This window comes from Rhizobium sp. YS-1r, assembly GCF_000757525.1.
Taxonomy (GTDB): domain Bacteria; phylum Pseudomonadota; class Alphaproteobacteria; order Rhizobiales; family Rhizobiaceae; genus Neorhizobium; species Neorhizobium petrolearium.
On record NZ_JPYQ01000047.1, the window covers coordinates 177,372 to 198,934 of the forward strand.

20 protein-coding genes and 1 other RNA gene are annotated in these 21,563 nt (G+C 61.3%); 13 read left to right on the plus strand and 8 right to left on the minus strand.

What is annotated here, in order from left to right; translation table 11 throughout:
* Positions 1 to 91: 91 nt before the first annotated feature.
* The 3 genes from JL39_RS22385 to JL39_RS22395 all read right to left on the minus strand — a co-directional run bounded on the left by JL39_RS22385 (position 92) and on the right by JL39_RS22395 (position 4,373).
* The gene (locus JL39_RS22385; protein WP_037156068.1) at positions 92 to 988 is read right to left on the minus strand and encodes a fructose bisphosphate aldolase; all 897 of its coding nucleotides are present in this window, start codon (positions 986 to 988) and stop codon (positions 92 to 94) included.
* 215 nt (positions 989 to 1,203) lie between these two features.
* Complete coding sequence (locus JL39_RS22390) at positions 1,204 to 2,406, minus strand: phosphoglycerate kinase (protein WP_037156070.1); 1,203 nt, start codon at positions 2,404 to 2,406, stop codon at positions 1,204 to 1,206.
* Positions 2,407 to 2,516: 110 nt separating this feature from the next.
* Positions 2,517 to 4,373: a potassium/proton antiporter gene (locus JL39_RS22395; RefSeq protein ID WP_037156072.1), complete on the minus strand. Its 1,857-nt coding sequence runs from the start codon at positions 4,371 to 4,373 to the stop codon at positions 2,517 to 2,519.
* A 961-nt stretch (positions 4,374 to 5,334) separates the two neighbouring features.
* On the opposite strand from JL39_RS22395, the gene JL39_RS22405 reads away from it, so the two are divergent.
* Complete coding sequence (locus JL39_RS22405) at positions 5,335 to 6,564, plus strand: AAA family ATPase (protein WP_037156079.1); 1,230 nt, start codon at positions 5,335 to 5,337, stop codon at positions 6,562 to 6,564.
* Positions 6,561 to 7,127 carry a hypothetical protein gene (locus tag JL39_RS22410; protein WP_037156081.1) on the plus strand — a complete coding sequence of 189 codons (567 nt, stop codon included), beginning with the start codon at positions 6,561 to 6,563 and terminating at the stop codon, positions 7,125 to 7,127. Before JL39_RS22405 ends, JL39_RS22410 begins: the two co-directional genes overlap by 4 nt.
* A gap of 262 nt (positions 7,128 to 7,389) precedes the next feature.
* Here the strand turns inward: JL39_RS22410 and gap are convergent, their stop codons facing one another.
* Together gap and tkt are read right to left on the minus strand one after the other, a co-directional pair.
* Positions 7,390 to 8,400: a type I glyceraldehyde-3-phosphate dehydrogenase gene (gene gap, locus JL39_RS22415; protein WP_037156083.1), complete on the minus strand. Its 1,011-nt coding sequence runs from the start codon at positions 8,398 to 8,400 to the stop codon at positions 7,390 to 7,392.
* Between the two features lie 47 nt (positions 8,401 to 8,447).
* Positions 8,448 to 10,430 (minus strand): transketolase, encoded by a 1,983-nt coding sequence (gene tkt / locus JL39_RS22420; protein ID WP_037156085.1) that lies wholly within the window; start codon positions 10,428 to 10,430, stop codon positions 8,448 to 8,450.
* 342 nt (positions 10,431 to 10,772) lie between these two features.
* Between tkt and JL39_RS22425 the strand changes: the two genes are divergently transcribed.
* The 9 genes from JL39_RS22425 (at position 10,773) to JL39_RS22460 (ending at position 17,737) form a co-directional block, all read left to right on the plus strand.
* Positions 10,773 to 11,045, plus strand: coding sequence for a DUF4164 domain-containing protein (locus JL39_RS22425; protein ID WP_037156158.1), 273 nt, complete (start codon positions 10,773 to 10,775; stop codon positions 11,043 to 11,045).
* Positions 11,046 to 11,073: 28 nt separating this feature from the next.
* Positions 11,074 to 11,451, plus strand: a complete 378-nt coding sequence (locus JL39_RS22430) for a cell division protein ZapA (RefSeq protein WP_037156087.1) — start codon at positions 11,074 to 11,076, stop codon at positions 11,449 to 11,451.
* 79 nt (positions 11,452 to 11,530) lie between these two features.
* A non-coding RNA gene (ssrS, locus tag JL39_RS31215) (6S RNA) lies at positions 11,531 to 11,690 on the plus strand.
* A gap of 118 nt (positions 11,691 to 11,808) precedes the next feature.
* A complete protein-coding gene (locus JL39_RS22435; protein ID WP_081952949.1) occupies positions 11,809 to 13,308 on the plus strand; it encodes a CHASE3 domain-containing protein in 1,500 nt (499 codons plus the stop codon).
* Entirely contained in the window at positions 13,305 to 13,748 is a 444-nt protein-coding gene (locus JL39_RS22440) for a response regulator (protein WP_037156089.1), read from the plus strand. The genes JL39_RS22435 and JL39_RS22440 overlap by 4 nt, the downstream gene beginning before the upstream one ends.
* A 9-nt stretch (positions 13,749 to 13,757) precedes the next feature.
* On the plus strand, positions 13,758 to 14,786 hold the full coding sequence (locus JL39_RS22445; RefSeq protein ID WP_037156091.1) for a histidine kinase dimerization/phosphoacceptor domain -containing protein: 1,029 nt from the start codon (positions 13,758 to 13,760) through the stop codon (positions 14,784 to 14,786).
* Between the two features lie 253 nt (positions 14,787 to 15,039).
* On the plus strand, positions 15,040 to 16,311 hold the full coding sequence (locus JL39_RS22450; protein ID WP_037156160.1) for a hemolysin family protein: 1,272 nt from the start codon (positions 15,040 to 15,042) through the stop codon (positions 16,309 to 16,311).
* Positions 16,311 to 16,901, plus strand: a complete 591-nt coding sequence (locus JL39_RS22455) for a 5-formyltetrahydrofolate cyclo-ligase (RefSeq protein ID WP_037156093.1) — start codon at positions 16,311 to 16,313, stop codon at positions 16,899 to 16,901. The genes JL39_RS22450 and JL39_RS22455 overlap by 1 nt, the downstream gene beginning before the upstream one ends.
* Positions 16,902 to 16,912: 11 nt before the next feature.
* On the plus strand, positions 16,913 to 17,737 hold the full coding sequence (locus JL39_RS22460) for a YmdB family metallophosphoesterase (protein WP_037156095.1): 825 nt from the start codon (positions 16,913 to 16,915) through the stop codon (positions 17,735 to 17,737).
* 26 nt (positions 17,738 to 17,763) lie between these two features.
* Here JL39_RS22460 and JL39_RS22465 read toward each other — a convergent pair whose 3' ends face one another.
* Positions 17,764 to 18,318: a TetR/AcrR family transcriptional regulator gene (locus JL39_RS22465; RefSeq protein ID WP_037156106.1), complete on the minus strand. Its 555-nt coding sequence runs from the start codon at positions 18,316 to 18,318 to the stop codon at positions 17,764 to 17,766.
* Between the two features lie 91 nt (positions 18,319 to 18,409).
* On the opposite strand from JL39_RS22465, the gene JL39_RS22470 reads away from it, so the two are divergent.
* Positions 18,410 to 19,153, plus strand: a complete 744-nt coding sequence (locus JL39_RS22470) for a glucose 1-dehydrogenase (protein ID WP_037156108.1) — start codon at positions 18,410 to 18,412, stop codon at positions 19,151 to 19,153.
* A 138-nt stretch (positions 19,154 to 19,291) separates the two neighbouring features.
* Here JL39_RS22470 and JL39_RS22475 read toward each other — a convergent pair whose 3' ends face one another.
* On the minus strand, positions 19,292 to 19,675 hold the full coding sequence (locus JL39_RS22475; protein ID WP_037156110.1) for a YciI family protein: 384 nt from the start codon (positions 19,673 to 19,675) through the stop codon (positions 19,292 to 19,294).
* 29 nt (positions 19,676 to 19,704) lie between these two features.
* Complete coding sequence (locus tag JL39_RS22480) at positions 19,705 to 20,436, minus strand: dienelactone hydrolase family protein (RefSeq protein ID WP_037156161.1); 732 nt, start codon at positions 20,434 to 20,436, stop codon at positions 19,705 to 19,707.
* 203 nt (positions 20,437 to 20,639) lie between these two features.
* Between JL39_RS22480 and JL39_RS22485 the strand changes: the two genes are divergently transcribed.
* Positions 20,640 to 21,485 carry an MBL fold metallo-hydrolase gene (locus tag JL39_RS22485; protein WP_037156112.1) on the plus strand — a complete coding sequence of 282 codons (846 nt, stop codon included), beginning with the start codon at positions 20,640 to 20,642 and terminating at the stop codon, positions 21,483 to 21,485.
* The last annotated feature ends 78 nt before the right edge of the window (positions 21,486 to 21,563 follow it).

Genomic DNA, 21,563 nt, shown 5'->3' on the forward strand with positions numbered 1-21,563 from the left:
TGCCGGTGCGGCCCATTCCCTTCCGTGGCAAGGCTCGTAGCATGTCGCCCGAGATCAGCGATATGCTCCGCCACCGATCATCGGGATCGCATCAGGACTTATTGACGCTTGCGGCGTAGATCTGATCGATCGTTTCGGCCAGGCTGGCATCGAACTCTGCGTCGCTCATCGTGACGCGCAGTTTTTCCGTCAGCCCGCGCGAGAAACTCGCGATCATGCCATGGTTATGGCTGAGCTTTTCGCAGGCTTCCGCTGTGCTGTAGCCGCCGGAAAGGGCGACGACGCGAATGACTGATTTATGAGCGACCAAAGGCGCATAGAAATCGGGGACCGTCGGGATCGTCAATTTGAGCATGACGGTCTCACCTGCTGGAAGCTTGTCGAGTTGCTCGGCGATCTCGTCGCGCAAAATGGCTTCAGCCTGTTCCTTTGTCGGGCTTTTGATGGAAACTTCAGGCTCGACGATCGGCACCAGGCCTTGGCCGATGATCTGGCGCGCAACCTGGAACTGCTGCTCTACGACGGCAGCGATCCCGGCCTTGTCGGCATGGGCAATCACCGACCGCATCTTCGTCCCGAATATTCCCTTTTCGCGACTACGGATCAGAAGAGTATCCAGATCGGGCATCGGCTTCATCGTTTGAACGCCGTTTTCCTCGGCATTCAGGCCCTTGTCGACTTTGAGAAAGGGTACGACGCCGCGCTTTTCCCAGAGATAGGACGGAACAGCCTCACCATCGACATCGCCGTCCATGGTCCGCTCGAACAGAATAGCGCCGATAACCTTGTCGCCCGTAAAGGCGGGCGCGCTCATGATGCGGACGCGCATGGCATGCATCAGGCGGAACATCTCCTCGTCGCCATGATAGTCGGTGTCGGACACGCCATAAAGGCGCAACGCTCCAGGTGTTGAACCACCGCTTTGATCCAGTGCCGCAATAAATCCGGGCGCAGAGCTGATCTTGTTCAACATCTTCGCGTCCACCATACTACACTCCTGTCCCTAAGTTGGCGCAAAACGCGCTCATATCTCCTAAGATGCCATCCGCGGATAACAGAAGTTTTTTTTAAGGGAAATCCCGTGATAAGTCATTGAAACGATTGAAATCGTTTCAATCGTTTAAAATATCTAAAGTTTTTAAATGCTTCTTGACGCCCGAACGTGCGGACATAAATCCGCACGCCGATTTTTGGAATTATAGCTCAAGCCGCCTTGGAAAGCACGGCCACGCCCGGCAGTTCCTTGCCTTCCATCCATTCCAGGAAAGCTCCGCCGGCGGTCGAGACATAGGAGAAGTCGTCGGCCACGCCGGCATGGTTGAGGGCCGAAACCGTATCGCCGCCGCCGGCGACCGAGACGAGCCTGCCGGCCTTGGTCTCTTCTGCCGCATGCCTGGCTGCCGCGACGGTCGCCTTGTCGAAGGGGGCGATCTCGAAGGCGCCCAGCGGACCGTTCCAGACGAGCGTCGAAGCCTTCGAAATCCAGTCGTTGATCGCCGCCACAGATTTCGGGCCGACGTCCAGCACCATGGCGTCCGAAGGGATCGATGCGATATCGACAACCTCGTTGGCGGCGCCCGCCTTGAATTCGCGGGCGACAACGCCGTCGGCCGGCAGCACGATCGCGCAATTGGCGGCTTCCGCTTCCTTCATGATTTCCCTAGCCGTATCCGCAAGGTCGTGCTCACACAGCGACTTGCCGACATTGATGCCCTTGGCCGCGAGGAAGGTATTGGCCATGCCGCCGCCGATCACCAGCGCATCGACCTTTTTCACGAGGTTCTTGAGGAGGTCGATCTTGGTGGAAACCTTGGCGCCGCCGACGATCGCCACCACCGGGCGGGCCGGATTGCCGAGACCCTTTTCCAGTGCCTCCAGCTCTTCCTGCATGGTGCGGCCGGCATAGGCGGGTAGATGATGGGCGAGGCCCTCGGTCGAGGCATGTGCGCGATGGGCGGCGGAGAAGGCATCGTTGACGTAGATATCGCCGTTTTCGGCAAGCGCTTCGGTGAAGGCCGCGTCGTTCTTCTCCTCGCCCTTGTGGAAGCGGGTGTTTTCGAGGAGCAGGATATCGCCGTTCGCCATCCCGTCGATCGCCTGCCTGGCATCGGGGCCGATGCAGTCGGTCGCGAACAGGACTTTCTGTCCGAGCACTTCGTTGACGGCCGTCATGATCAGCGACAGCGACATGTCGGCGACCGGCTCGCCCTTCGGACGGCCGAAATGGGCGAGCAGAATGACTTTCGCTCCCTTCCCGGAAAGTTCCAGGATGGTCGGCGCCACACGCTCGATTCGGGTCGCGTCTGTCACCTTGCCATTGGCGACGGGAACGTTGAGGTCGACGCGCACGAGCACGCGCTTGCCTGCGATATCGGGAAGATCGTCAAGGGTTTTAAAGGCCGGCATGATGCTGATCCACTTGCTGAGGAAAAGTTCGTGCGGACCATACTATGCCAGACCGATGACGCAAGGCGGTTGTCCGATGCTTGCGCCATTCTCTTCGGGAACCTTAGCATTCATGCCGCGGAGGCCGGACCTTCCGGAGGCGTCGCGCCGCTTTTTCCAGGCACCGGCTTGCCGCGATACTTGCGCAGGAGGTCGCGGATGCGGTGGGCGATCTCACGCATGTTGATGAAGATCGGCAGATTGGTCGCCGGCTCCACCGGCTCCAGCGAAATGCCGAGGCTGCGGATCTCGTCATGTTCGTCGAGCTCGCGGACAATCAGCACGATCGAGCCGAAGCGGATGCGGTCCGCATATTCCGCTCTTCCGCCAAGCCTGGAGGTCATCAGGTCGCCGACCGTCATGTTCTGCTCGTTGGCGGACAGGAGGCCGGGCCCGTAGGCCGCATCGAGCTCCCTTGCAGGGCGCGTCGGCGAGATGGCGAAGGCGCCGAAGAATTCGGCATCGTCCTCCTCGACCGGCACGCGGCTTGCGAAAAGGCGGTCGAGAAGCTTCGTATAGCTGGGCGCCACGAAGAGATAGACCTGGTCGCCTTCCTTCAGCCGCCCGGCATACTGGTAGCGCATGCTGCGTCCGTCGCGGATGACGAGCGAGGGCATCGCCCAGCGGGGAATGCGCTCGCCGCTCAGGATTGGGCTGTCCTTCATGACGCGGTAGGAGATCAGCTCGTGGGTCGCCTTGCCGGGCAGGTCCAGCTCGACCTTGTCAACCGCCCCCATGCGCGGCGGGATGATGAGGCCGAGCCGTTCGGCGACCGGCCTGATCGTCCAGCCCTGGACCAGGAGGGAAGCGAGCACGATGATGAAGGTCGTGTTGAAGAAGACCGAGCCGCTTTCCACCCCGCTGAGGATCGGCATGATCGCAAGCAGGATCGAGACCGCCCCGCGCAGGCCCACCCAGGCGACGAAGCCGGTTTCCTGCTGGGTGAAGTCGTAGGGGAGCAGGCTGAGCCAGACCGCGACGGGGCGGGCGACGAACATCAGGAAAAGCGCAAGGCCGATCGCCGGCAGGAGGATGGCTGGAAATTGCGAGGGCGTGGCGAGCAGGCCGAGCACCAGGAACATGATGATCTGCGCAAGCCAGGTCAGCCCTTCGTTGAAACGGACGATCTGCTGCTTGGCGAACATCCGGCGGTTGCCGGAATAGATGCCGGCGACATAGACAGCCAGGAAGCCGCTGCCGCCCATGACGCCGGTGAAGGCGAAGACGAGCAGCGCCAGCGTCAGCACGAAGATCGGCGCAAGCCCCCGGTCGGAGGTGAAGCGGTTCAGCACCCAGACGATCATCATGCCGCCGAACAGGCCGAATATCAGACCAAGCCCCATCTGCTCGATGAAAAGCATCAGGAAACGGAAGTCCAGGCCGGAAAAGCCCTGGCCGGTGGCGACCAGTTCCGACAGCGCGATCGTCAGGAAGATCGCCATCGGGTCGTTGGTGCCGGATTCCACCTCCAGCGTCGAGCGCACCCGGTCGCGGATGTTGATGCCGCCAATGCGCAGCAGGAAGAAGACGGCGGCCGCATCCGTGGACGCGACGATCGAGCCGAGCAGCAGGCCTTCGACAAAGGAAAAGCCGAGGAAGAGCGAGGCGGCGATCGCAAAAATGCCGGCCGTCAGGAGCACGCCGGCAGAGGCCAGCGTCAGCGCCGGCGCGGCGGCGATGCGGAAGGAATGAGCGGGCGTCATGAAGCCGGAATCGAAGAGCACGATCGCCAGCGCCAGCGATCCCAGCATGAAGGTGAAGGAGTAATTCTCGAACTGGATGCCGAGGCCGTCGACGCCGGCGAGCAGGCCGATCGACAGGAAGACAAGGAGGAGGGGCGCGCCGAAGCGAAAGGCAAGCAGGCTCGAAAGGGCAGCCGACAGCACCAGGACCGTGCCGACCAGCAGGATGATGTAGAATGCCTCCACCGAATTAAGCCCCTTCCTTCACACCTCGCTCGTGACACGATCCCCGCCCGCAGTCCCGATCGCCGGAACTGTGCTCCACCGCCATGCGGCCTTGCAAGAATGAGGCAGATCCCGGCCGGAGGCCAGGCGAATCGATACGACGCGTTGATTAGGGAGGAACAAATCCGGCAAGAGAAGGGCGAGGCGGAAAAAAGATGGACTCATCCCTTGGTGCCGAAGCCTTTTCACTTTTCTGCCCAGCGTCTTGTCCCAAAACCGGTTCCCATTTTTGGGGATGCTGGATTATCGGAGAGCCCACACGAATGCGGAACCTCATTGAGTTTGTATAAAGTGGCTCCGCATTCGCGTGGCCTTCGGCGTTCTCTCGGGGCTTCCAGCCCCTACAGGTGATCATCTCGCCTCGCTGCGTGGTCTCGTTCACGCCCGTCTTTTCGGGACAGGCTCACCACTTGCACGGCTCAACCGAACCTGACCCGGCGGCCAGGGGGAGGCTTGATAGGAGCGCCTGCCCTTCGACATGCGCTCCATGGCTTTCACCTCTTCCGCCGTCCCCGCACGTTACGGTTCCGATGGAAGCGCCGGCTCCCGCCTGCCCGCGAACGCTCGCGAAACACTCCGGCGACGGAAGCGGGGTGATTGTAGGCATGGATTGGAGGGGCGGGGGAATGGGAGGGAGAAAAAAAGCAATGGGTCGTTCGGTGGGCCTTTGCTTTGCCTCCTAGAAGCGAAGGTCACCGATGACCTGTTTCGGGCCGGAAGCGGATTCTTAATTTGTTGTGGAGAGAAGGCAACACTGCGCCCGCTTTTGGGTCATTTCGAGAACCAGCTTCCGATTCTCAAAGCTTATATCCATCGCGTTGCGCGGCAGAATGCCAAAATCCCTTGGCATAATATCATGTGTGATCGGATTATTGACGAAATCTCGTTAAAGATGCTATTTTAATCCTAAACGAGGTATCCTATGCTCTACAAGCTGGAGATCGAAAACTTCTTCTCCATCCGTGATCCGCAGGTGCTCGACCTGACGGTGGATGGGAAGGTGCCGGATCCTGAAGGCCGCTATGCCTGCATCTTCGAGGGCGCGAACGTGCGCGCGCCGAAGGTTGTTGCGCTCTATGGCGCGAACGCCTCCGGCAAAACGACGGTGCTGCGCGCGCTCGAATTCGTCGTGACGATGATCCGCGACAGCGTAGCGCGGACGGTGCCAGGCTTCGCTGGCATCGAGCGTTTCAACGATGTGGAATCCGCCAATCGGCCGATCCGGTTCGCGATCGAGCTGGGCGGCATCATGAACCTGACGCCGGAAGTCTTTCAGCGCGCCATGAACGGCGAAAAGGTTGAGCAAGGCACTTACCGCTACGAACTGGAAATCGAACTCAAAGAAGGGCTCGCAGTGCGGATCGCGTCCGAGGCGCTGCGCCAGAAGCCGAACGGCCAAGGGAAATGGCAGCGCATCTATGAGCGCGATGCCGAGGGCAAGGTGAAGGACTCTAAGACCTTCAGCCTCTCGGGCTTCCAACACCTCGTGAAGACGCTCGCCGGCAATCATACGGTGCTGTCGTCGTTCGCGAAATTCCAGCACCCGACCGCGCGGCTTCTCGTGGATACGGCGCGGAAGGCCTTCTTCCAAATTGAGCCTGCACACTCCCTCGTCGATCGCGACGTGATCGACTATCTGAAGAACCAGCCCAACGTCGTCTCGCGACTGAAGGATGAGCTAAGCCGGATCGACGTGGGCGTGGAAGGGATGCGCTTTCAGCATACGGACAACGGGCCGCTGCTGCTGTTCAAGCACGCGGGGCTTGCGGTCGAAATGCCTTGGCTAATGGAAAGCCACGGCACGCGGGCTTTTATCAAGATGTTCCCGTTCATCATGAGCGCGCTCGACATGGGTGGTATCGTCGCGATCGACGAAATGGACGCAGCCATTCACCCGAACATACTACCCGAACTGGTGCGCTGGTTCTATGCGGCTTCGGGGCGCAACAAGTTCGACGCCCAGCTCTGGCTTTCCTGCCATTCCGCCTCGCTGCTCGATAACCTCAACAAGGAGGAAATCGTGATCTGCGAGAAGGATCGGCAGGGCCGTAGCCATCTTTACAGCCTCATGGACGTGAAGGTGCGCCGCGACGAGAACCACTACCGCAAATATTTGAGCGGTGCATACGGCGGGGTTCCACATCTCGGATGAGACGTCGTCGCCCGCCATATATCACGCTTCGCCGCCCGGTATATATCGGCTGCGAGGGCCAGTCAGAAGTTGGTTATGCCGGTCTTCTGCAAGATCTGATCCGCGATGCCAATTTACCAGTGCACCTGCACGTTGACGAACTGGGGCCGGGGACCGGCGATCCGCTGTCGCGTATCGAAATGGCGGTGCTGCGCCTGAAGCTGCTCCAGAGGAAGCTCAGTGCGCCCGTGGAACGCTTTGCGCTTTTGGACTTTGACCAGGCCGAGCGTGATCCGCAGCGGGCCGAGCGAACGCGCAAGCTCGCGGTCAACAACGGAATCACGATCATCTGGCAACGGCCCTGTTTTGAGGCGGTGCTGCTGCGCCATCTGGAGGGCAAGGCAGGCCACCGCCCGCCCGATACGGCGGGGGCGATTAAGGCGCTCGAAAAGGAATGGCCAGAATACAAAAAACCCATGACGCGTGCCAATTTGGCGCGCCGTATTGATCGGCCTGCCGTCCTGCGGGCGGCGGGTGTCGAGACCGAACTGCAAGCCCTCCTCCGCTGTATTGGTGTGCTCTAGCGATCGGAAGACACGCGACCTTCGCGCGCTCGGCAGCGCTCAACCGGTGACAACGGCAGCTTCACTACATGCACTTCCCGAACCGGACATTCCGGAATCAGCCCCAGTGACGTTATGGGCGCTTCACGGTTGCTGACTTCGTTCCCGACGCCCTTTATCGAACCCAGCATTGCCCTCTCCGAAATCCCCACAAAAAACCCCCTCCCTTGCGGGAGGAGGTCCATATCCTGCCGATGCCACCCTCAGGCAGCCTCGCCAATCCTCAGATCAGCTTGGCAAGCACGATCGCCGTGTCCGCCATGCGGTTGGAGAAGCCCCATTCGTTGTCGTACCAGGTGAGGATGCGTACGAAATTGCCTTCCATGACCTTGGTCTGGTCGATCGCGAAGATCGAGGAATGGCTGTCGTGGTTGAAGTCTCTCGAAACCAGCGGCTCCTCGGTGTAGCCGAGAACGCCCTTCAGCGGGCCGTTGGCGGCGGCCTTGATGGCCTCGTTGATTTCTTCCTTCGTCGTGTTGCGCTTGGCGACGAACTTCAGGTCGACGACGGAGACGTTCGGCGTCGGAACGCGGATCGAGGAGCCGTCGAGCTTGCCCTTCAGTTCCGGCAGCACGAGGCCGACGGCCTTGGCGGCACCCGTCGAGGTCGGGATCATCGAGAGTGCTGCGGCGCGGGCGCGGTAAAGGTCCTTGTGCATCTGGTCGAGCGACGGCTGGTCGTTCGTGTAGGAGTGGATCGTGGTCATGAAGCCATGATCGACGCCCACGAGGTCGTTCAGGACCTTGACGACCGGCACGAGGCAGTTGGTCGTGCAGGAGGCATTGGAGACGACCAGGTGTTCGCTGGTCAGCTTGTCGTGGTTGACGCCGTAGACGACCGTCAGGTCGGCGCCGTCGGCGGGGGCCGAGACGAGAACGCGCTTGGCGCCGGCCGTCAGATGGGCGGCGGCCTTGTCGCGGGCGGTGAAGATGCCCGTGCATTCCATGGCGATGTCGACGCCGAGTTCCCGGTGCGGCAGGGTCGCCGGGTCCTTGATCGCGGTCACCTTGATCGGCTTGCCGCCGTTGATGGCGATCGTGTCGCCTTCGACCTTCACTTCAGCGGGAAAGCGGCCATGAATGGAATCGTAACGCAGCAGGTGCGCATTGGTCTCGACCGGGCCGAGATCGTTGATGGCGACGACTTCGATATCGGTGCGGCCGGATTCCACGATGGCGCGCAGAACGTTGCGGCCGATGCGGCCGAACCCGTTGATGGCAACCTTGACAGTCATTTCTGATACTCCCGCTTCTTACAGGTCTCTGGGTGAATGGTTCCGGCTCACGCGAGCTCTTTCTCGGCAGCGGCGACGACCGCTTCCGCGGTAATGCCGAAATGCTTGTAGAGATCCTTGGCCGGACCGGAGGCGCCGAAGGACTTCATGCCGATGAAGACGCCCTTCGGGCCGATGAAGTGATCCCAGCCTTCGCGCACTGCTGCCTCGACGGCGATCTTGACCGGCGAGTTGCCGACGATCGCCTGCTGGTAGGCTTCCGGCTGCTCCAGGAAGAGTTCGACACAGGGGACCGAAACGACGCGCGTCGCGATCCCCTTGCCGTCGAGGACAGCCTGCGCCTTCAGCGCGATCTCGACTTCCGAGCCGGACGCGAAGATCGTCACCCTGGCGTCGCTTGCGGAAACCAGTTCGTAGGCTCCGTGGGCGCAGAGGTTCTTCTCTTCGTAGGTCTTGCGGGCAGGCGTCAGGTTCTGGCGGGTGAGCGCCAGGCCGGAGGGGCGATGCTTTTCCTTGAGCGCCAGCTGCCAGCATTCCGCCGTCTCGGTCTCGTCGGCCGGACGGAAGAGGAGGAGGTTCGGGATGGCGCGCAAGGACGCAACATGTTCCACCGGCTGGTGGGTCGGGCCGTCCTCGCCGACGCCGATCGAGTCATGTGTCCAGACATGGACGACACGGATACCCATCAGGGCTGCGAGGCGGACGGCAGGGCGGCAATAGTCCGAGAAGATCAGGAAGCCACCGGAATAGGGGATCAGGCCGCCATGCAGGGCGATCCCGTTCATCGCCGCCGCCGTCGCATGCTCGCGGATGCCCCAGTGCATGTAGCGTCCGGAGAAGTCGGTCGGCGTGATCGACTTCATCTGGCTGGTCTTGGTGTTGTTCGATGGCGTCAGGTCGGCGGAACCGCCGAGCGTTTCCGGCACAAGACCGTTGATGATTTCAAGCGCATCCTCGGAGGCCTTGCGGGTGGCGACCGTCGGATTGTTCTCGGCGACCTTCTTCTTGAAGGCGTCGATGGCGCTGTCGAAACTGCCCGGCAGGTCGCCGGCGAAGCGGCGGACGAACTCGGACTTCTTTTCTGCCGGCGCGGCGGCAAGGCGGTCTTCCCATTCCTTGCGCGTCTTGGTGGAGCGCAGGCCGGCGAGGCGCCAGGCATCCAGCACGTCGGCGGGGACCACGAAGGCTTCCGCCTCCCAGTCCAGCGCCTTGCGGGCGGCGGCGATTTCCTCGGCGCCGAGCGGATTGCCGTGAACCTTGTGGGTGCCCTGCTTGTTCGGGGCGCCGAAGCCGATGATCGTCTTGGCTGCGATGAAGGTGGGACGGTCAGATTTCTGGGCGGCTTCGATGGCGGCGGCGATCTGGTCGGGATCATGGCCATCGATCTCGATCGTGTTCCAATGCGCAGCCTTGAAGCGGGCGATCTGGTCGGTGGAATCGGCGAGGCTCACGGGGCCGTCGATGGTGATGTTGTTGTTGTCCCAGATAAGGACGAGCTTGTTGAGCTTGAGATGCCCGGCAAGTGCGATCGCTTCCTGGCTGATACCTTCCATCAGGCAGCCGTCGCCGCAGAGCGCGTATGTATAATGGCTCTGCAGGTCGGAGCCGAATTCTTCCTCAAGCTTGCGCTCGGCGATCGCCATGCCGACGGAGTTGGCAATGCCCTGGCCGAGCGGGCCGGTGGTCGTCTCGATGCCCGAGGCATGGCCGTATTCGGGGTGGCCGGCCGTCTTGGAGCCGAGCTGGCGGAACTGCTTGATGTCCTCGATAGTCATGTCCTCATATCCCGTGAGATAGAGGAGCGAATAGAGGAGCATCGAACCGTGACCGGCGGACAGCACGAAACGGTCGCGGTCCGGCCAGAGCGGGTTCTTCGGATCGAATTTCAGGTAGCGGGTGAAGAGCACGGTCGCGATGTCGGCAGCGCCCATCGGCAGGCCGGGATGGCCCGAATTGGCCTTTTCCACAGCATCCATGGCAAGGAATCGGATCGCATTCGCCATCCGGTTATGTTTGTCGCGAGAGGTCATAGCTAATCCGCTTTTTCCGGGTGTCGGTCGCGGTCCTGCTGGTGCCACCAGGAGGTGGACCATGGACCGTCGGGGAGCGGCTGATCCTTAGCAGGTGCAACGCGCAAGTCAATAAAAGCACAGGCCCGACGATGGAATGATGGTGAAGTTTCCCGCATGCTGCCTGATTTATATGCAGTGCGAAGAGCATATCGAAACACAGGCCATGATCCACAGTTAGAACAGGTCCGGCGGGTTTGGATTGATTGACCGCCTTGCGGCCCGTGAATAGTCTGTGGCGATTGTGGAGAATGCGGGCCGATGCGATTCGGCCCTCTTCGCGTTTCGACAGGAAGGCTTCTCATGCCGGCGGAAAAGACGATCGACATGGCGATCTCGGAGCTGAAGGCTGCGATCGGCGGTCTCGAAAGCGCCATCGAGGCGCGCATCGAGCGCCAGCGCGAAGGCCAGGAAGCAGAAGGCGAAGTGCGCCGCGTGCACGCGGACCGGGCGCGGCTTGCCCAGGAACTCGACGAATCGCAATTTCGCGCCAACCGCCTGGAAGAGGTGAACCGGGAAGTCTCGCGGCGCCTGGTGACGGCGATGGAGACCATCCGCGCCGTGCTCGACCGCTGACGCGGCAACAGGATCAAGAGGGGATCTCATGGCCCAGGTAACGGTGACGATCGACGGAAAAGCCTATCGCATGGCCTGCGAAGAAGGACAGGAAGAACACCTGACCGAGCTCGCCGAGCGCTTCGACCAGTATGTCGGACATTTGAAGAGCCAGTTCGGCGAGATCGGCGATCTCAGGATCACCGTCATGGCCGGCATCATGATCATGGATGAACTGTCCGAGGTGACGCGCAAGCTGGGCAAGCTGGAAGCGGAGGTTGGGGCGCTCAAGGCAAGCAGCGACGGTACGCTCGAAAGCCAGCGGCAAAACGAGCAGATCGTTGTCTCCGCGCTTGGCGAACTCGCCTCCCGACTCGAAGGTTTGACCGCTAAGCTCAACGGGCGTGCGCCGGCGAATATGAACTAGCGAACAGGCACTGGCGGCCGGCGATAAAAATGGCCGCGCTGCCACTGGTGCAATGCCGGTTTCCTCCTTATATTGACTTCGCGGTCTGTGCTTCTCGACAGGAACAATGAATCCTCGGGGCCATACCCGATCCTTAGGGAGCTGTCCCTGACCAGGCTCGTGGGCCTGGACATACGGCGCCCACCTACGTAAGTAGGCGCCCAGGATCGAAAGCTTCCATCGGTTGTCTCGGATCGCACTCTTCTCTTTAGTTCCTCAAAAGATCATCTTCGCGGGCGTTCGTGCCGGTCGACGCTTGAAAACGGTGGCGAGGCCACCAACTTCTTGCCGTCCCTTTCCACCAGCGGCCTGTTTTCAATGCGCCTTTTCAACACGACCTTCGCCCGATCCTCCCTGCTGATGCTGCTTCTCGGCAGCGTCATCCTGGTCGCGATCGTGCTTTCCTCCTTTTTCATGTCGCGAAAGACGCAGGCCTATTTTCAGGACGTGGTGAAGTTGCGCGACGTGCGCAGTTCCGCCTCGGATATGCTGCTCAATCTGCGTGCCGCCGAATCCGGCCAGCGGGGTTATCTGCTTACCCAGGACGAACAGTTCCTGACGCCTTATACCGTTGCCACGACGAGGCTGCCGCAGGCCCGAGCCCGGTTCAAGGCAGCCGTCGAAGCGCAAAACTCCGTGCAGGTCCGGATGGACGAACTCGATCATCTGATCGATGAGAAGCTGGAGGAACTGCGTGGCACGGTCGATCTCGGCAGGAATGGCAACTTCGCCGGCGCCGTCGCGATCGTCAAGGGAGCCTATGGCCGCCAGACCATGGACGGCATCAGCGCCATCCTCAGCCAGTTGGTCCGAGACGCGGATGGACGGCTCAATGCGGGTGTCGCCGAGCTTCATGATTCGGCGTCGTCGCTGCAGTGGTTCACGGTCGGCGGCGGCGTTCTGATCATCCTCGTGCTCGGCGGCGCGATTGCAGTCGTCTTTCAGCATATACGCGAACTGCAGCGCGCGCGGGCGGAAGTGGAGGAGCTGAACAGCAGTCTCGAAGAGCGCGTCAACGAGCGGACGGAAGATCTCATCCAGGCGAACCGGGAGATCCAGCGCTATGCTTATATCGTGTCGCACGATCTGCGGGCGCCGCTCGTCAACATCATGGGCTTTACCAGCGAACTCGATGAGACCCTGAAATCGATCAGCACCTATGTTCTCGCCGACGGGGCCGCGCTGACGGAAGGCGATGTGCGGGAAGCGCGGCAGGCGGTCGAGGAGGACCTGCCGGAGGCGATCGCCTTCATCCGCTCCTCGACGAAGAAGATGGACGGGCTCATCAACGCGATCCTGAAGATTTCGCGCGACGGACGGCGTGAGTTGAAACCGGAGAGCGTCAATCTGCAGGAACTCCTCGAGATGACCGCGGCGAGCGTCTATCATCAGGTCAACGAGGCGGGCGGAGAGGTGAATATTTCGGTGGCGGCAGCTCGCGGCCTTATTACCGACCGATTTTCGATGGAACAAATCTTCGGCAATCTTTTCGACAATGCGGTCAAGTACAAGCACCCGGACCGCCCGTTGACGCTGTCGGTCAAGGCCATGCCGGCAGGGCGCAATTCCATTCGCATCGAGATCGCCGACAACGGCAGAGGAATCGCGCCGGAGGATCACGGGCGGATTTTCGAGCTCTTCCGGCGCTCCGGGGTCCAGGACAAGCCGGGTGAAGGAATAGGCCTCGCCCACGTGCGCTCATTAGTGAGAAATTTAGGGGGCGAGATTACGGTGACGTCCACCTTGGGCGGCGGTGCAACGTTCATCATCCGCCTGCCGACCAATCTGTCCCAATATGTCAGGAGTTACGGGTCATGAAAGCTGCCGGAAGAGAAGTCACGATCGTGATGGTCGAGGACGACGAGGGCCATGCACGGCTGATCGAGAAAAACGTCCGCCGCGCCGGCGTCAACAACGAGATCGTCCCGTTCACCAATGGCAACTCGGCGCTGGATTACATTCTCGGGACGGACCGCTCGGGAGCGATCAGCCGTGAACGGTACCTGCTCATCCTGCTCGACCTCAATCTGCCGGACATGTCGGGCGTCGACATCCTGGAGAAGGTGAAGTCCAATCCTCACACCAAACGCCTTCCGGTCGTCATCCTGACTACGACCGATGACGAGCGGGAAATCCAGCGTTGCTACGACCTTGGCGCCAACGTCTACATCACCAAGCCCGTCGACTATGAAAACTTCGCGCACGCCATCAGACAGCTCGGGCTGTTTTTTGCCGTGATGCAGATACCCGGACAATAACGAGAAGCGATGCCGCGCACCATTCTTTACGTCGACGACGACCTTGCCCTTGCCAGACTTGCCGAACGCCACCTTGGCCGCGCCGGTTATCAGGTCGTTCACGCGCTGGATGAGGCCTCCGCGATGGACGCGGTGGATCGGGGCGGCCTCGACGTGGTCGTGCTCGATCATTACCTGAGGTCCGGCACCGGGCTTGCGATCCTCCACCGGCTGAAGGAGCGTGGTTCGGATATTCCCGTGATCTACGTTACGGGCTCCAGCGACGCGACGATCGCCATCGACGCCTTGAAGAGCGGCGCCTCGGACTATGTCATCAAAACGGTCGGCGAGGAGTTCTGGCCGCTGATGGAAAGCGCAATGGATCAGGGCATTTTCAATGCCGAACTGCGCCGCGCCAAGGAGAAGGCCGAACAGGAGATTCGCCGCGGCAAGGAGCGCGCCGAGATACTGCTTGCGGAAGTCAACCATCGGGTCGCCAATAGCCTGGCGCTGGTCGCCGCACTCATCCGCCTGCAGGCCTCCAGCAGCGGCAGCGAGGAGGTCAAGGCGGCACTTTCCGAAACGCAGGCGCGCATTACCGCCATCGCCGGCATGCACCGCAGTCTCTACACCTCCGACGACGTCCGCCACGTGTCGATGGACAAGTATCTCGGCACGCTGGTGCGCGAGGTCCAGGGCTCGGTCAATAATCGGCAGGGGCCTTCGATCCGGCTGGATGCCGAACCGGTATCGCTCTCGTCCGATCGCGCCGTTTCCATCGGCATGATCGTCACGGAACTGCTTACCAACGCGTTGAAATATGCCTATCCGGCCGGCACGGAAGGCGAGGTGAGAATCCTCCTGAAGCGTCAGGGCGAGGACAGCGTGCTTCTTGCCGTCGAGGACGACGGCATCGGTTGGCGCGAAGACGATCAGCCGAAAGGCACGGGGCTCGGCAGCCGCATCGTCAAATCCATGGCTGCAACGCTCGGTTCGGCCATCCACTATGTGCCGAATATCTCCGGAACCCGCGCCGAACTGACGATCAGCCTGCACTGAAAGCTTCAGCCACTTCGCATGATTTTGTTCCAGCCATTGCAATGGGCGGGATGCGACCCTATGATTTCCATCTGCGAGTGAAGGTGCATAGCTCCGAGAACCGGTCTCCGGTTTTCTGAGCTGTGCGCGAAACTTTGCCGGCGAGGCGCCTTCGGCGCAATCGCATCAAGGCGGGCCGTTCTTCGGAGCGATGCTTCTGTTTCGCGTGCGGAATATTGTCCTAGCCAAAGAGCTCCTCTTGTTAACCGAAATCATCATCGTCATTGCGCTCACCGTTTTGAATGGTGTCCTGGCAATGTCGGAACTTGCCGTCGTGTCCTCCCGCCCCGTTCGTTTGAAGGTCATGTCCGAACAGGGCAACAAGGGCGCGGCGACGGCCATGCGGCTTGCGGAAGACCCCGGCCGCTTCCTCTCCACCGTGCAGATCGGCATCACGCTCGTGGGCGTGCTTTCCGGCGCCTTCTCCGGCGCCACGCTCGGCGCGCGTTTCAGCGGATGGCTTCAGGCGCAAGGCCTGTCGGACAATGCCGCGGATGCGCTCGGCGTCGGCTCGGTGGTGGTCGCCATCACCTATCTCTCGCTGATCATCGGCGAACTGGTGCCGAAGCGGATCGCATTGCGTGCGCCGGAGACGGTCGCTGCGCGGGTTGCGCCGGCCATGAAGCTGCTTGCAACGATCGGCGCGCCGATCGTCTGGTTTCTGGATGTTTCCGGCCGTATGGTGCTTAGCCTGCTCGGCCAGAGGGGCGAATCCGGGGACAGGGTGACGGACGAGGAAATCCGCACCGTGCTCGCCGAAGCCCAGAGCGCGGGGGTGATAGAGACGGAGGAATCGGCAATGATTTCCGGCGTCATGCGGCTCGCCGACCGCACGGCGCGCGGCCTGATGACGCCGCGCCGGGATGTCGAGGTCATCGATACCGAGGATGACCCGGAAGAGCTTCGCGCCCAGCTTCGCGCCACGCAGCGCTCGCGCCTGCCGGTGCGCAAGGGCAGTTCCGACGAGATCCTTGGTGTGCTGTTCGTCAAGGATGCCTACGGCTTCATCGCCGGCGAGAAGCAATTCGACGTAGCGGGGCTGATGCGCGAGGCGCCGGTCGTTTCAGACCTCACGGGCGCGCTCGACGTCATCCAGGCGCTCCGCCGCGCGCCGGCCCATATGGCGCTGGTCTATGACGAATACGGTCATTTCGAAGGCATCATCACTTCCGGCGACGTCCTGGAGGCCATCACCGGCGTCTTCCAGGAGGACGAAGAGGAGGAGCCCGCGATCGTGCCGCGCGACGACGGCTCTTTCCTTGTCGCCGGCTGGATGCCTGTCGACGAGTTCGCCGAACAGATGGGCGTTCCGATCGGGGAAGACCCCGGCTACGAGACCGTCGCCGGCTTTGTGCTCGACGAGATGAAGCACCTGCCGGAACTCGGCGAGAGCTTCACCAAGAACGGCTGGACCTTCGAAGTGGTGGACCTCGACGGCCGGCGCATCGACAAACTGCTCGTCACCAGGGCCGCGGAAAGAGCGTGATGGCGGATGGGAAGACGAAAGCGGAGCTGCGTGGCGAGCGGCTCGCCGCACGTGACGCCATCTTGCCGGTCGAGCGGATCGAAAAGAGCCTGGCGATTGCTTCGCATGGGGCGGGCGCGATCGACTTTGAAGCAGGCGCGATCGTCTCCGGTTTTCTGCCGATCCGCTCGGAGGTCGACTTAAGGCCGCTGATGGCATCCTTGAGAGACCGCAGCGCGCGGCTTTGCGTTCCCGTCATCCTCGACAAGAAGACGATCGTCTTCCGCGAACTGGTCCGCGGAGCCGACCTGGTGCCCGGCACGTTCGGCACCTTCGGCCCGGGTCCGGAGGCGGCGGAACTCGATCCCGACGTCATGCTGGTGCCGCTTTCGGCCTTCGACCGGCAGGGGCACCGGATCGGCTACGGCGGCGGCTACTATGACCGGGCGATTCACCGTCTGCAGCAAAAAGGCCTGAAGCCGAAGCTGATCGGGATTGCATTCGACTGCCAGGAAGTGGCATCAGTGCCGTTTGAACCTCACGATATCAGACTGGACGCGGTCCTGACGGAAAGCGGCTACCGGCCCTTCGAACATTCGGGCCAGGCATAGATTGGATAAGAATGCGCCTTTTGTTTCTGGGTGACATGGTGGGCAAGACCGGCCGCACGGCGGTGTGGGAAAAGCTGCCCGGCCTCGTCTCCGACCTGAAGCTCGATTTCGTCATCGTCAACGGCGAAAATGCCGCCGGCGGTTTCGGCATCACGGAAGAGATTTTTCTGGAAACGATCAATGCCGGTGCCGACGTGGTGACGACCGGCAATCATGTATGGGACCAGAAGGACGCGATCGCCTTCGCCGCCCGCCACGACCAGTTCCTCAGGCCTGCCAACTATCCCGCCGGGACGCCGGGCAGGGGCGCCGGGCTCTACTATGCCCGAAACGGCGCCCGCATCCTGGTCGCCAATATCATGGGCCGGGTCTTCATGCATCCGGAACTCGACGATCCGTTCAAGAGCGCCGAGACGATCCTCGCGGCCTGTCCGCTGAAGGAGCAGGCGGACGCGATCGTTTTCGACTTCCACGCGGAGGCGACGAGCGAGAAGCAGTGCTTCGGGCATTTCGTGGATGGCCGCGCCAGCCTCGTGGTCGGCACGCATACGCACGTGCCGACGGCTGATTGCCAGATCCTCAATGGCGGCACGGGCTACATGTCGGATGCCGGAATGTGCGGCGACTACGATTCGTCGCTCGGCATGGACAAGGAAGAGCCGCTCAACCGCTTCATCTCGAAAATGCCGAAGGGGCGTTTCGAGGCGGCGACGGGCCCGGCCACGCTCTGCGGCCTCGGCATCGAGATTTCCGATGCCACCGGCCTTGCGGAGAAGATCGCGCCCCTGCGGATCGGCCCGCGGCTGGCCGAAACAGTTCCATCTTTTTGGAACTAGCGGGCTGCGATCCTAACCTGGTGGCCTCAGCGCAAAACGATTCCATTCATGAACACGCCCACCAAATGAGCGATGTGCGCTTGCGGTGAGGTGTCTTTCTCAGTAGCGAGCGAGATTGCGGTCGCGACGCATACTATGTCGTTGAAGCTGATATCAGGTCGAATAGCTCCCGCCTCCTGTGCAGTATGCAAAAGTCGGGCACCTTCCTCACTGGTAGCGAGACATCCGGGCGTTCCAATCTGTAGAACCGTCCCGAGAGACGCCGCAAAACCTCGATAAACATTCGTATATTGGACGAGTTCTTCAAGGTAGGCGCGCAAGGCGCTTGAGGGGTCAAGATCAACTGCTCTGGCACGGCTCGCCTCAGCGAGAGCCAAGAAGCGGGCGCTATACGTCGCGGCTAAGAGGTCTTCCCGCGTTGGGAAGCGGCGATAAAGCGTCCCGATCCCGACCCCGGCGCGCTTTGCGACGTCGTCCAATGAAACGCCCGTGCCTCTCTCCAGAAAGACTTCCTCGGCTGCGGCAAGGATTCGCTCCCTGTTCAGCTGCGCATCGGCTCGCAATGGGGTTTCGTCAGTCAAAAAATCTGCCTCACCATGACTTGTAAGTGGAGGATATCTCCATATAGTAACTGGAGCAATCCTCCACTTATTGTGAAAGCGAGCGAATGATATGACGAAGCGATTTGAGGACAAGGTCGTGGTGATCACGGGCGGAACGGACGGCATCGGCTTGACAACAGCCAAGTCGTTCGCAGCAGAAGGCGCCCATGTGTATGTCACGGGACGCCGGCAAGAACGCCTGGACGAGGCGCTCGAGGAAATCGGCAACGGTGCCATCGGTGTTCAAGGCGATGTCAGCGATCTTGCAGACCTCGACAGGCTATACGCGCAGATAAAGCGCGATCACGGCCGCGTGGACGTGGTCTTCGCAAATGCCGGCGTGTCCGAGTCAGCCCCCATCGGCGGCATTGAAGAAGATCATTTCGACCGCGTCTTTGGCATCAATGTGAAGGGCATGGTCTTCACCGTGCAAAAGGCTCTACCGCTGATGTCTGCCGGCGGCGCTGTTGTGCTGACTGGATCGGGGGCGGGTAGCAAGGGCTTCGCCAACCTCTCCATCTATAGCGCCACAAAGGCAGCGATCCGTTCGTTTGCGCGAACTTGGACGACCGATCTGAAAAGCCGGGGCATTCGTGTGAACGTCGTTTCACCCGGCATGGTCCTGACACCGGCAATGCAGACCTATCTGCAGAACAATGCCGGCGCCGAGGAATGGATGCAGCAAACTATTCCGTTCGGGAGGCTCGGCCAGACCGAAGAGATCGCCAAGGCGGTGCTGTATCTCGCATCGAACGAAAGCAGCTTCGTTGGTGGCGAAGAGCTATTTGTCGATGGCGGATTCGTGGCGGTCTGAAGATAGTTCCGGAAGGATGACCCACCTGAAACAGCCGCGCCGCAAGCGGACTCGGAATCGACATCCGCTTGAATTCCACATTTCGGTCTGGGGCGGTCCGGGCCGCCCCTTTTCCTTTCGCGACTTCGCAAAGCACCCTTACCCCTCGTCCCGGGTCTCCAGCGGCGCGCCCGGCAGATAGAGTGAAACGGGCCGGATTTCATAGACGGCGGTCGGATTGGCGCGGCGCAGGTCGCGGGCTGCTGCAACGGCATCGTCAAGCGTCGGAAAATCCACCACGTAGAAACCGAGCAACTCTTCCTTGGTTTCGGCAAAGGGGCCGTCGGTGACGATGCCGGCATCCTTACCGCGGAGCGTCACGGCGCTTCGCGTGGGACCCAGCCGCGCGGCCGGTCCCAGATGCTTCTCCCTGACAAGCCGGTCGTTGATGCGGAGCAGATCGGTCATCAGTGCCGCATCCTCTTCTTCGGTCCAGGATTCGACCACTCCTTCTGCGTGATAGGCCAGGATGGCGTAGTACATGGATTGTCCCCTCCTTGTGCAATCTTGCGTTAGAGCGCTTCCTCAAGCAGTGTCAGCAAGCGCTTGAAATGCCGCTCGGAACCCTGCTCGTTGTAGACGCTGTGGTCGGCAACGGCCCAGCCATGGGCCATGCCGACATAGTTTTCGATAGTATGGTCGACGCCGCCGCTGCGAAGGGCTTCCGCGAGCCTGGCCGACTGTTCGGGCGGAAACGAGTTGTCGACGCCGGCGACGCCCACATAAACCCGCGCCTTTATCTTATCGGCAAGCCTGTGCGGGCTGTCATCGGCGTCGCTCGCCAGATTGCCGCCGTGGAAGCTCGCCGCCGCCTTGACGCGGTCGGGATAACGGGCGGCGGCGGTGAGCGCACGTGCGCCGCCCATGCAATAGCCGACGACGGCGATCGGGCCGGTCGCGCCTGCCGCTTCCAGGGCGTCAATAAAGGCGGCGCCATCGCGGGCGGTCAGTTCCTGCGTAGTCGCCTGCATCATGCTCCGGAGCTTTGTCTTTGTGGATTCGTCGCTGAAGGCGGTCTTGGCATTGAAAGGTTCATAGGGCCCGGAACGGTAATAGAGATCGGGCACGAGCACGATATGGCCGGCATCGGCGATGCGCCGGCCCATGTCGTAGAGTGCCTGACGCGGGCCGAAGGCATCCATGTACATCACGACGCCCTCAACCGTCGCCGCGCGGTTTTCCGGCTTGATGACGGCAGCCCTGGCGGTGCCGTCGGCCGTCTTGATCTCAATGTCGTGCTTCATGAAATCTCCCTCCAGCATTCCTGCCTCATGCGCCGGCGAGGTTATCTCGGTCGGTGCGAAAGCTTTTCAATAGTCAATTCCATGATCTTCACCAATGACAGAATTGTGAGGGTCGGCGAGCCAATTCCGCTGGACCGGTCTTTCGCATTGCCGCATGTTTTCGCCGGGAATGAGCATGAACTGCAGTTCTTGGGAGTGGCACGATGCTACGGGCTCTCGCATTCGGTCTTTCCAGCCTTCTTCTTTCGGCCTTCGCCGTGTTCGCGCAGGATGCCGGCCTTCCGGTCAGCCAGTGCCAGGCGATCGCCAGCAAATTGCCCGGCGTGATGTTCGCGAGTTTCAGACCTTCCGACCTGCAGTTCGTCCAGGCGGGGAAAAATCTCGCGCTCGCCGAAAAGGAGGAGGTGAAGATCACCTTCGTCGGCCACTCCACCTATTTCATCGAGACGCCGGAGGGTGTCGGGATCGCAACCGACTACAGCGGCGTCTATCCGCCGCCGCGTCTGCCGGATGTGGTGACGATGAACAAGGCGCATTCCACCCACTATACGCTCAGCCCGGATACCGGCATCAAGCATGTCCTGCACGGCTGGAGTGACGTTCCCAGCGAAAAGGCCGAGCATCGCCTGATGGTGGGGGATGTCTATATCCGCAACGTCGTTTCCGACATCCGCTCCTGGGGTGGAAGCGTCGAGGAAAACGGCAACTCCATCTTCATTTTCGAGGTCGCGGGGCTGTGCATCGGCCATCTCGGCCACCTGCATTTCGAGCTCACCGAGGAGCAATATACGGAGATCGGCCGGCTCGACATCCTGATGGTGCCGGTCGATGGCGGGCTCACGATGGGAGCGGACAGCATGAGCCGCGTCGTCCAGCGCCTGCGTTCCTCGCTCATCCTGCCCATGCACCGCTTTGGGCCGCCGCTCGACAACTTCCTTGCCATGTTCGACGGGCGGTTCGATATCGCCTATGCGAGAGAACCGGTGATCAGGGTTTCGATGCGGACACTGCCGAAGAAGCCCACCATTCTGGTGCCGCAAGGGCTTTGAGCATTTCCGCCGCGACGTATCGATCTAGTGTGACGTCTCAGAGATTATGACGGGTTGTTCTATGCCCAGAATTGGCAG

Excerpts from the sequence above, each read along its gene's own strand:
- JL39_RS22385 (WP_037156068.1), bottom strand. The coding sequence starts at position 988 with ATGGTGGACGCGAAGATGTTGAACAAGATCAGCTCTGCGCCCGGATTT.
- JL39_RS22390 (WP_037156070.1), bottom strand. The coding sequence starts at position 2,406 with ATGCCGGCCTTTAAAACCCTTGACGATCTTCCCGATATCGCAGGCAAG.
- JL39_RS22405 (WP_037156079.1), top strand. The coding sequence starts at position 5,335 with ATGCTCTACAAGCTGGAGATCGAAAACTTCTTCTCCATCCGTGATCCG.
- JL39_RS22410 (WP_037156081.1), top strand. The coding sequence starts at position 6,561 with ATGAGACGTCGTCGCCCGCCATATATCACGCTTCGCCGCCCGGTATAT.
- gap (WP_037156083.1), bottom strand. The coding sequence starts at position 8,400 with ATGACTGTCAAGGTTGCCATCAACGGGTTCGGCCGCATCGGCCGCAAC.
- tkt (WP_037156085.1), bottom strand. The coding sequence starts at position 10,430 with ATGACCTCTCGCGACAAACATAACCGGATGGCGAATGCGATCCGATTC.
- JL39_RS22425 (WP_037156158.1), top strand. The coding sequence starts at position 10,773 with ATGCCGGCGGAAAAGACGATCGACATGGCGATCTCGGAGCTGAAGGCT.
- JL39_RS22430 (WP_037156087.1), top strand. The coding sequence starts at position 11,074 with ATGGCCCAGGTAACGGTGACGATCGACGGAAAAGCCTATCGCATGGCC.
- JL39_RS22435 (WP_081952949.1), top strand. The coding sequence starts at position 11,809 with ATGCGCCTTTTCAACACGACCTTCGCCCGATCCTCCCTGCTGATGCTG.
- JL39_RS22440 (WP_037156089.1), top strand. The coding sequence starts at position 13,305 with ATGAAAGCTGCCGGAAGAGAAGTCACGATCGTGATGGTCGAGGACGAC.
- JL39_RS22445 (WP_037156091.1), top strand. The coding sequence starts at position 13,758 with ATGCCGCGCACCATTCTTTACGTCGACGACGACCTTGCCCTTGCCAGA.
- JL39_RS22455 (WP_037156093.1), top strand. The coding sequence starts at position 16,311 with ATGGCGGATGGGAAGACGAAAGCGGAGCTGCGTGGCGAGCGGCTCGCC.
- JL39_RS22460 (WP_037156095.1), top strand. The coding sequence starts at position 16,913 with ATGCGCCTTTTGTTTCTGGGTGACATGGTGGGCAAGACCGGCCGCACG.
- JL39_RS22470 (WP_037156108.1), top strand. The coding sequence starts at position 18,410 with ATGACGAAGCGATTTGAGGACAAGGTCGTGGTGATCACGGGCGGAACG.
- JL39_RS22475 (WP_037156110.1), bottom strand. The coding sequence starts at position 19,675 with ATGTACTACGCCATCCTGGCCTATCACGCAGAAGGAGTGGTCGAATCC.
- JL39_RS22480 (WP_037156161.1), bottom strand. The coding sequence starts at position 20,436 with ATGAAGCACGACATTGAGATCAAGACGGCCGACGGCACCGCCAGGGCT.
- JL39_RS22485 (WP_037156112.1), top strand. The coding sequence starts at position 20,640 with ATGCTACGGGCTCTCGCATTCGGTCTTTCCAGCCTTCTTCTTTCGGCC.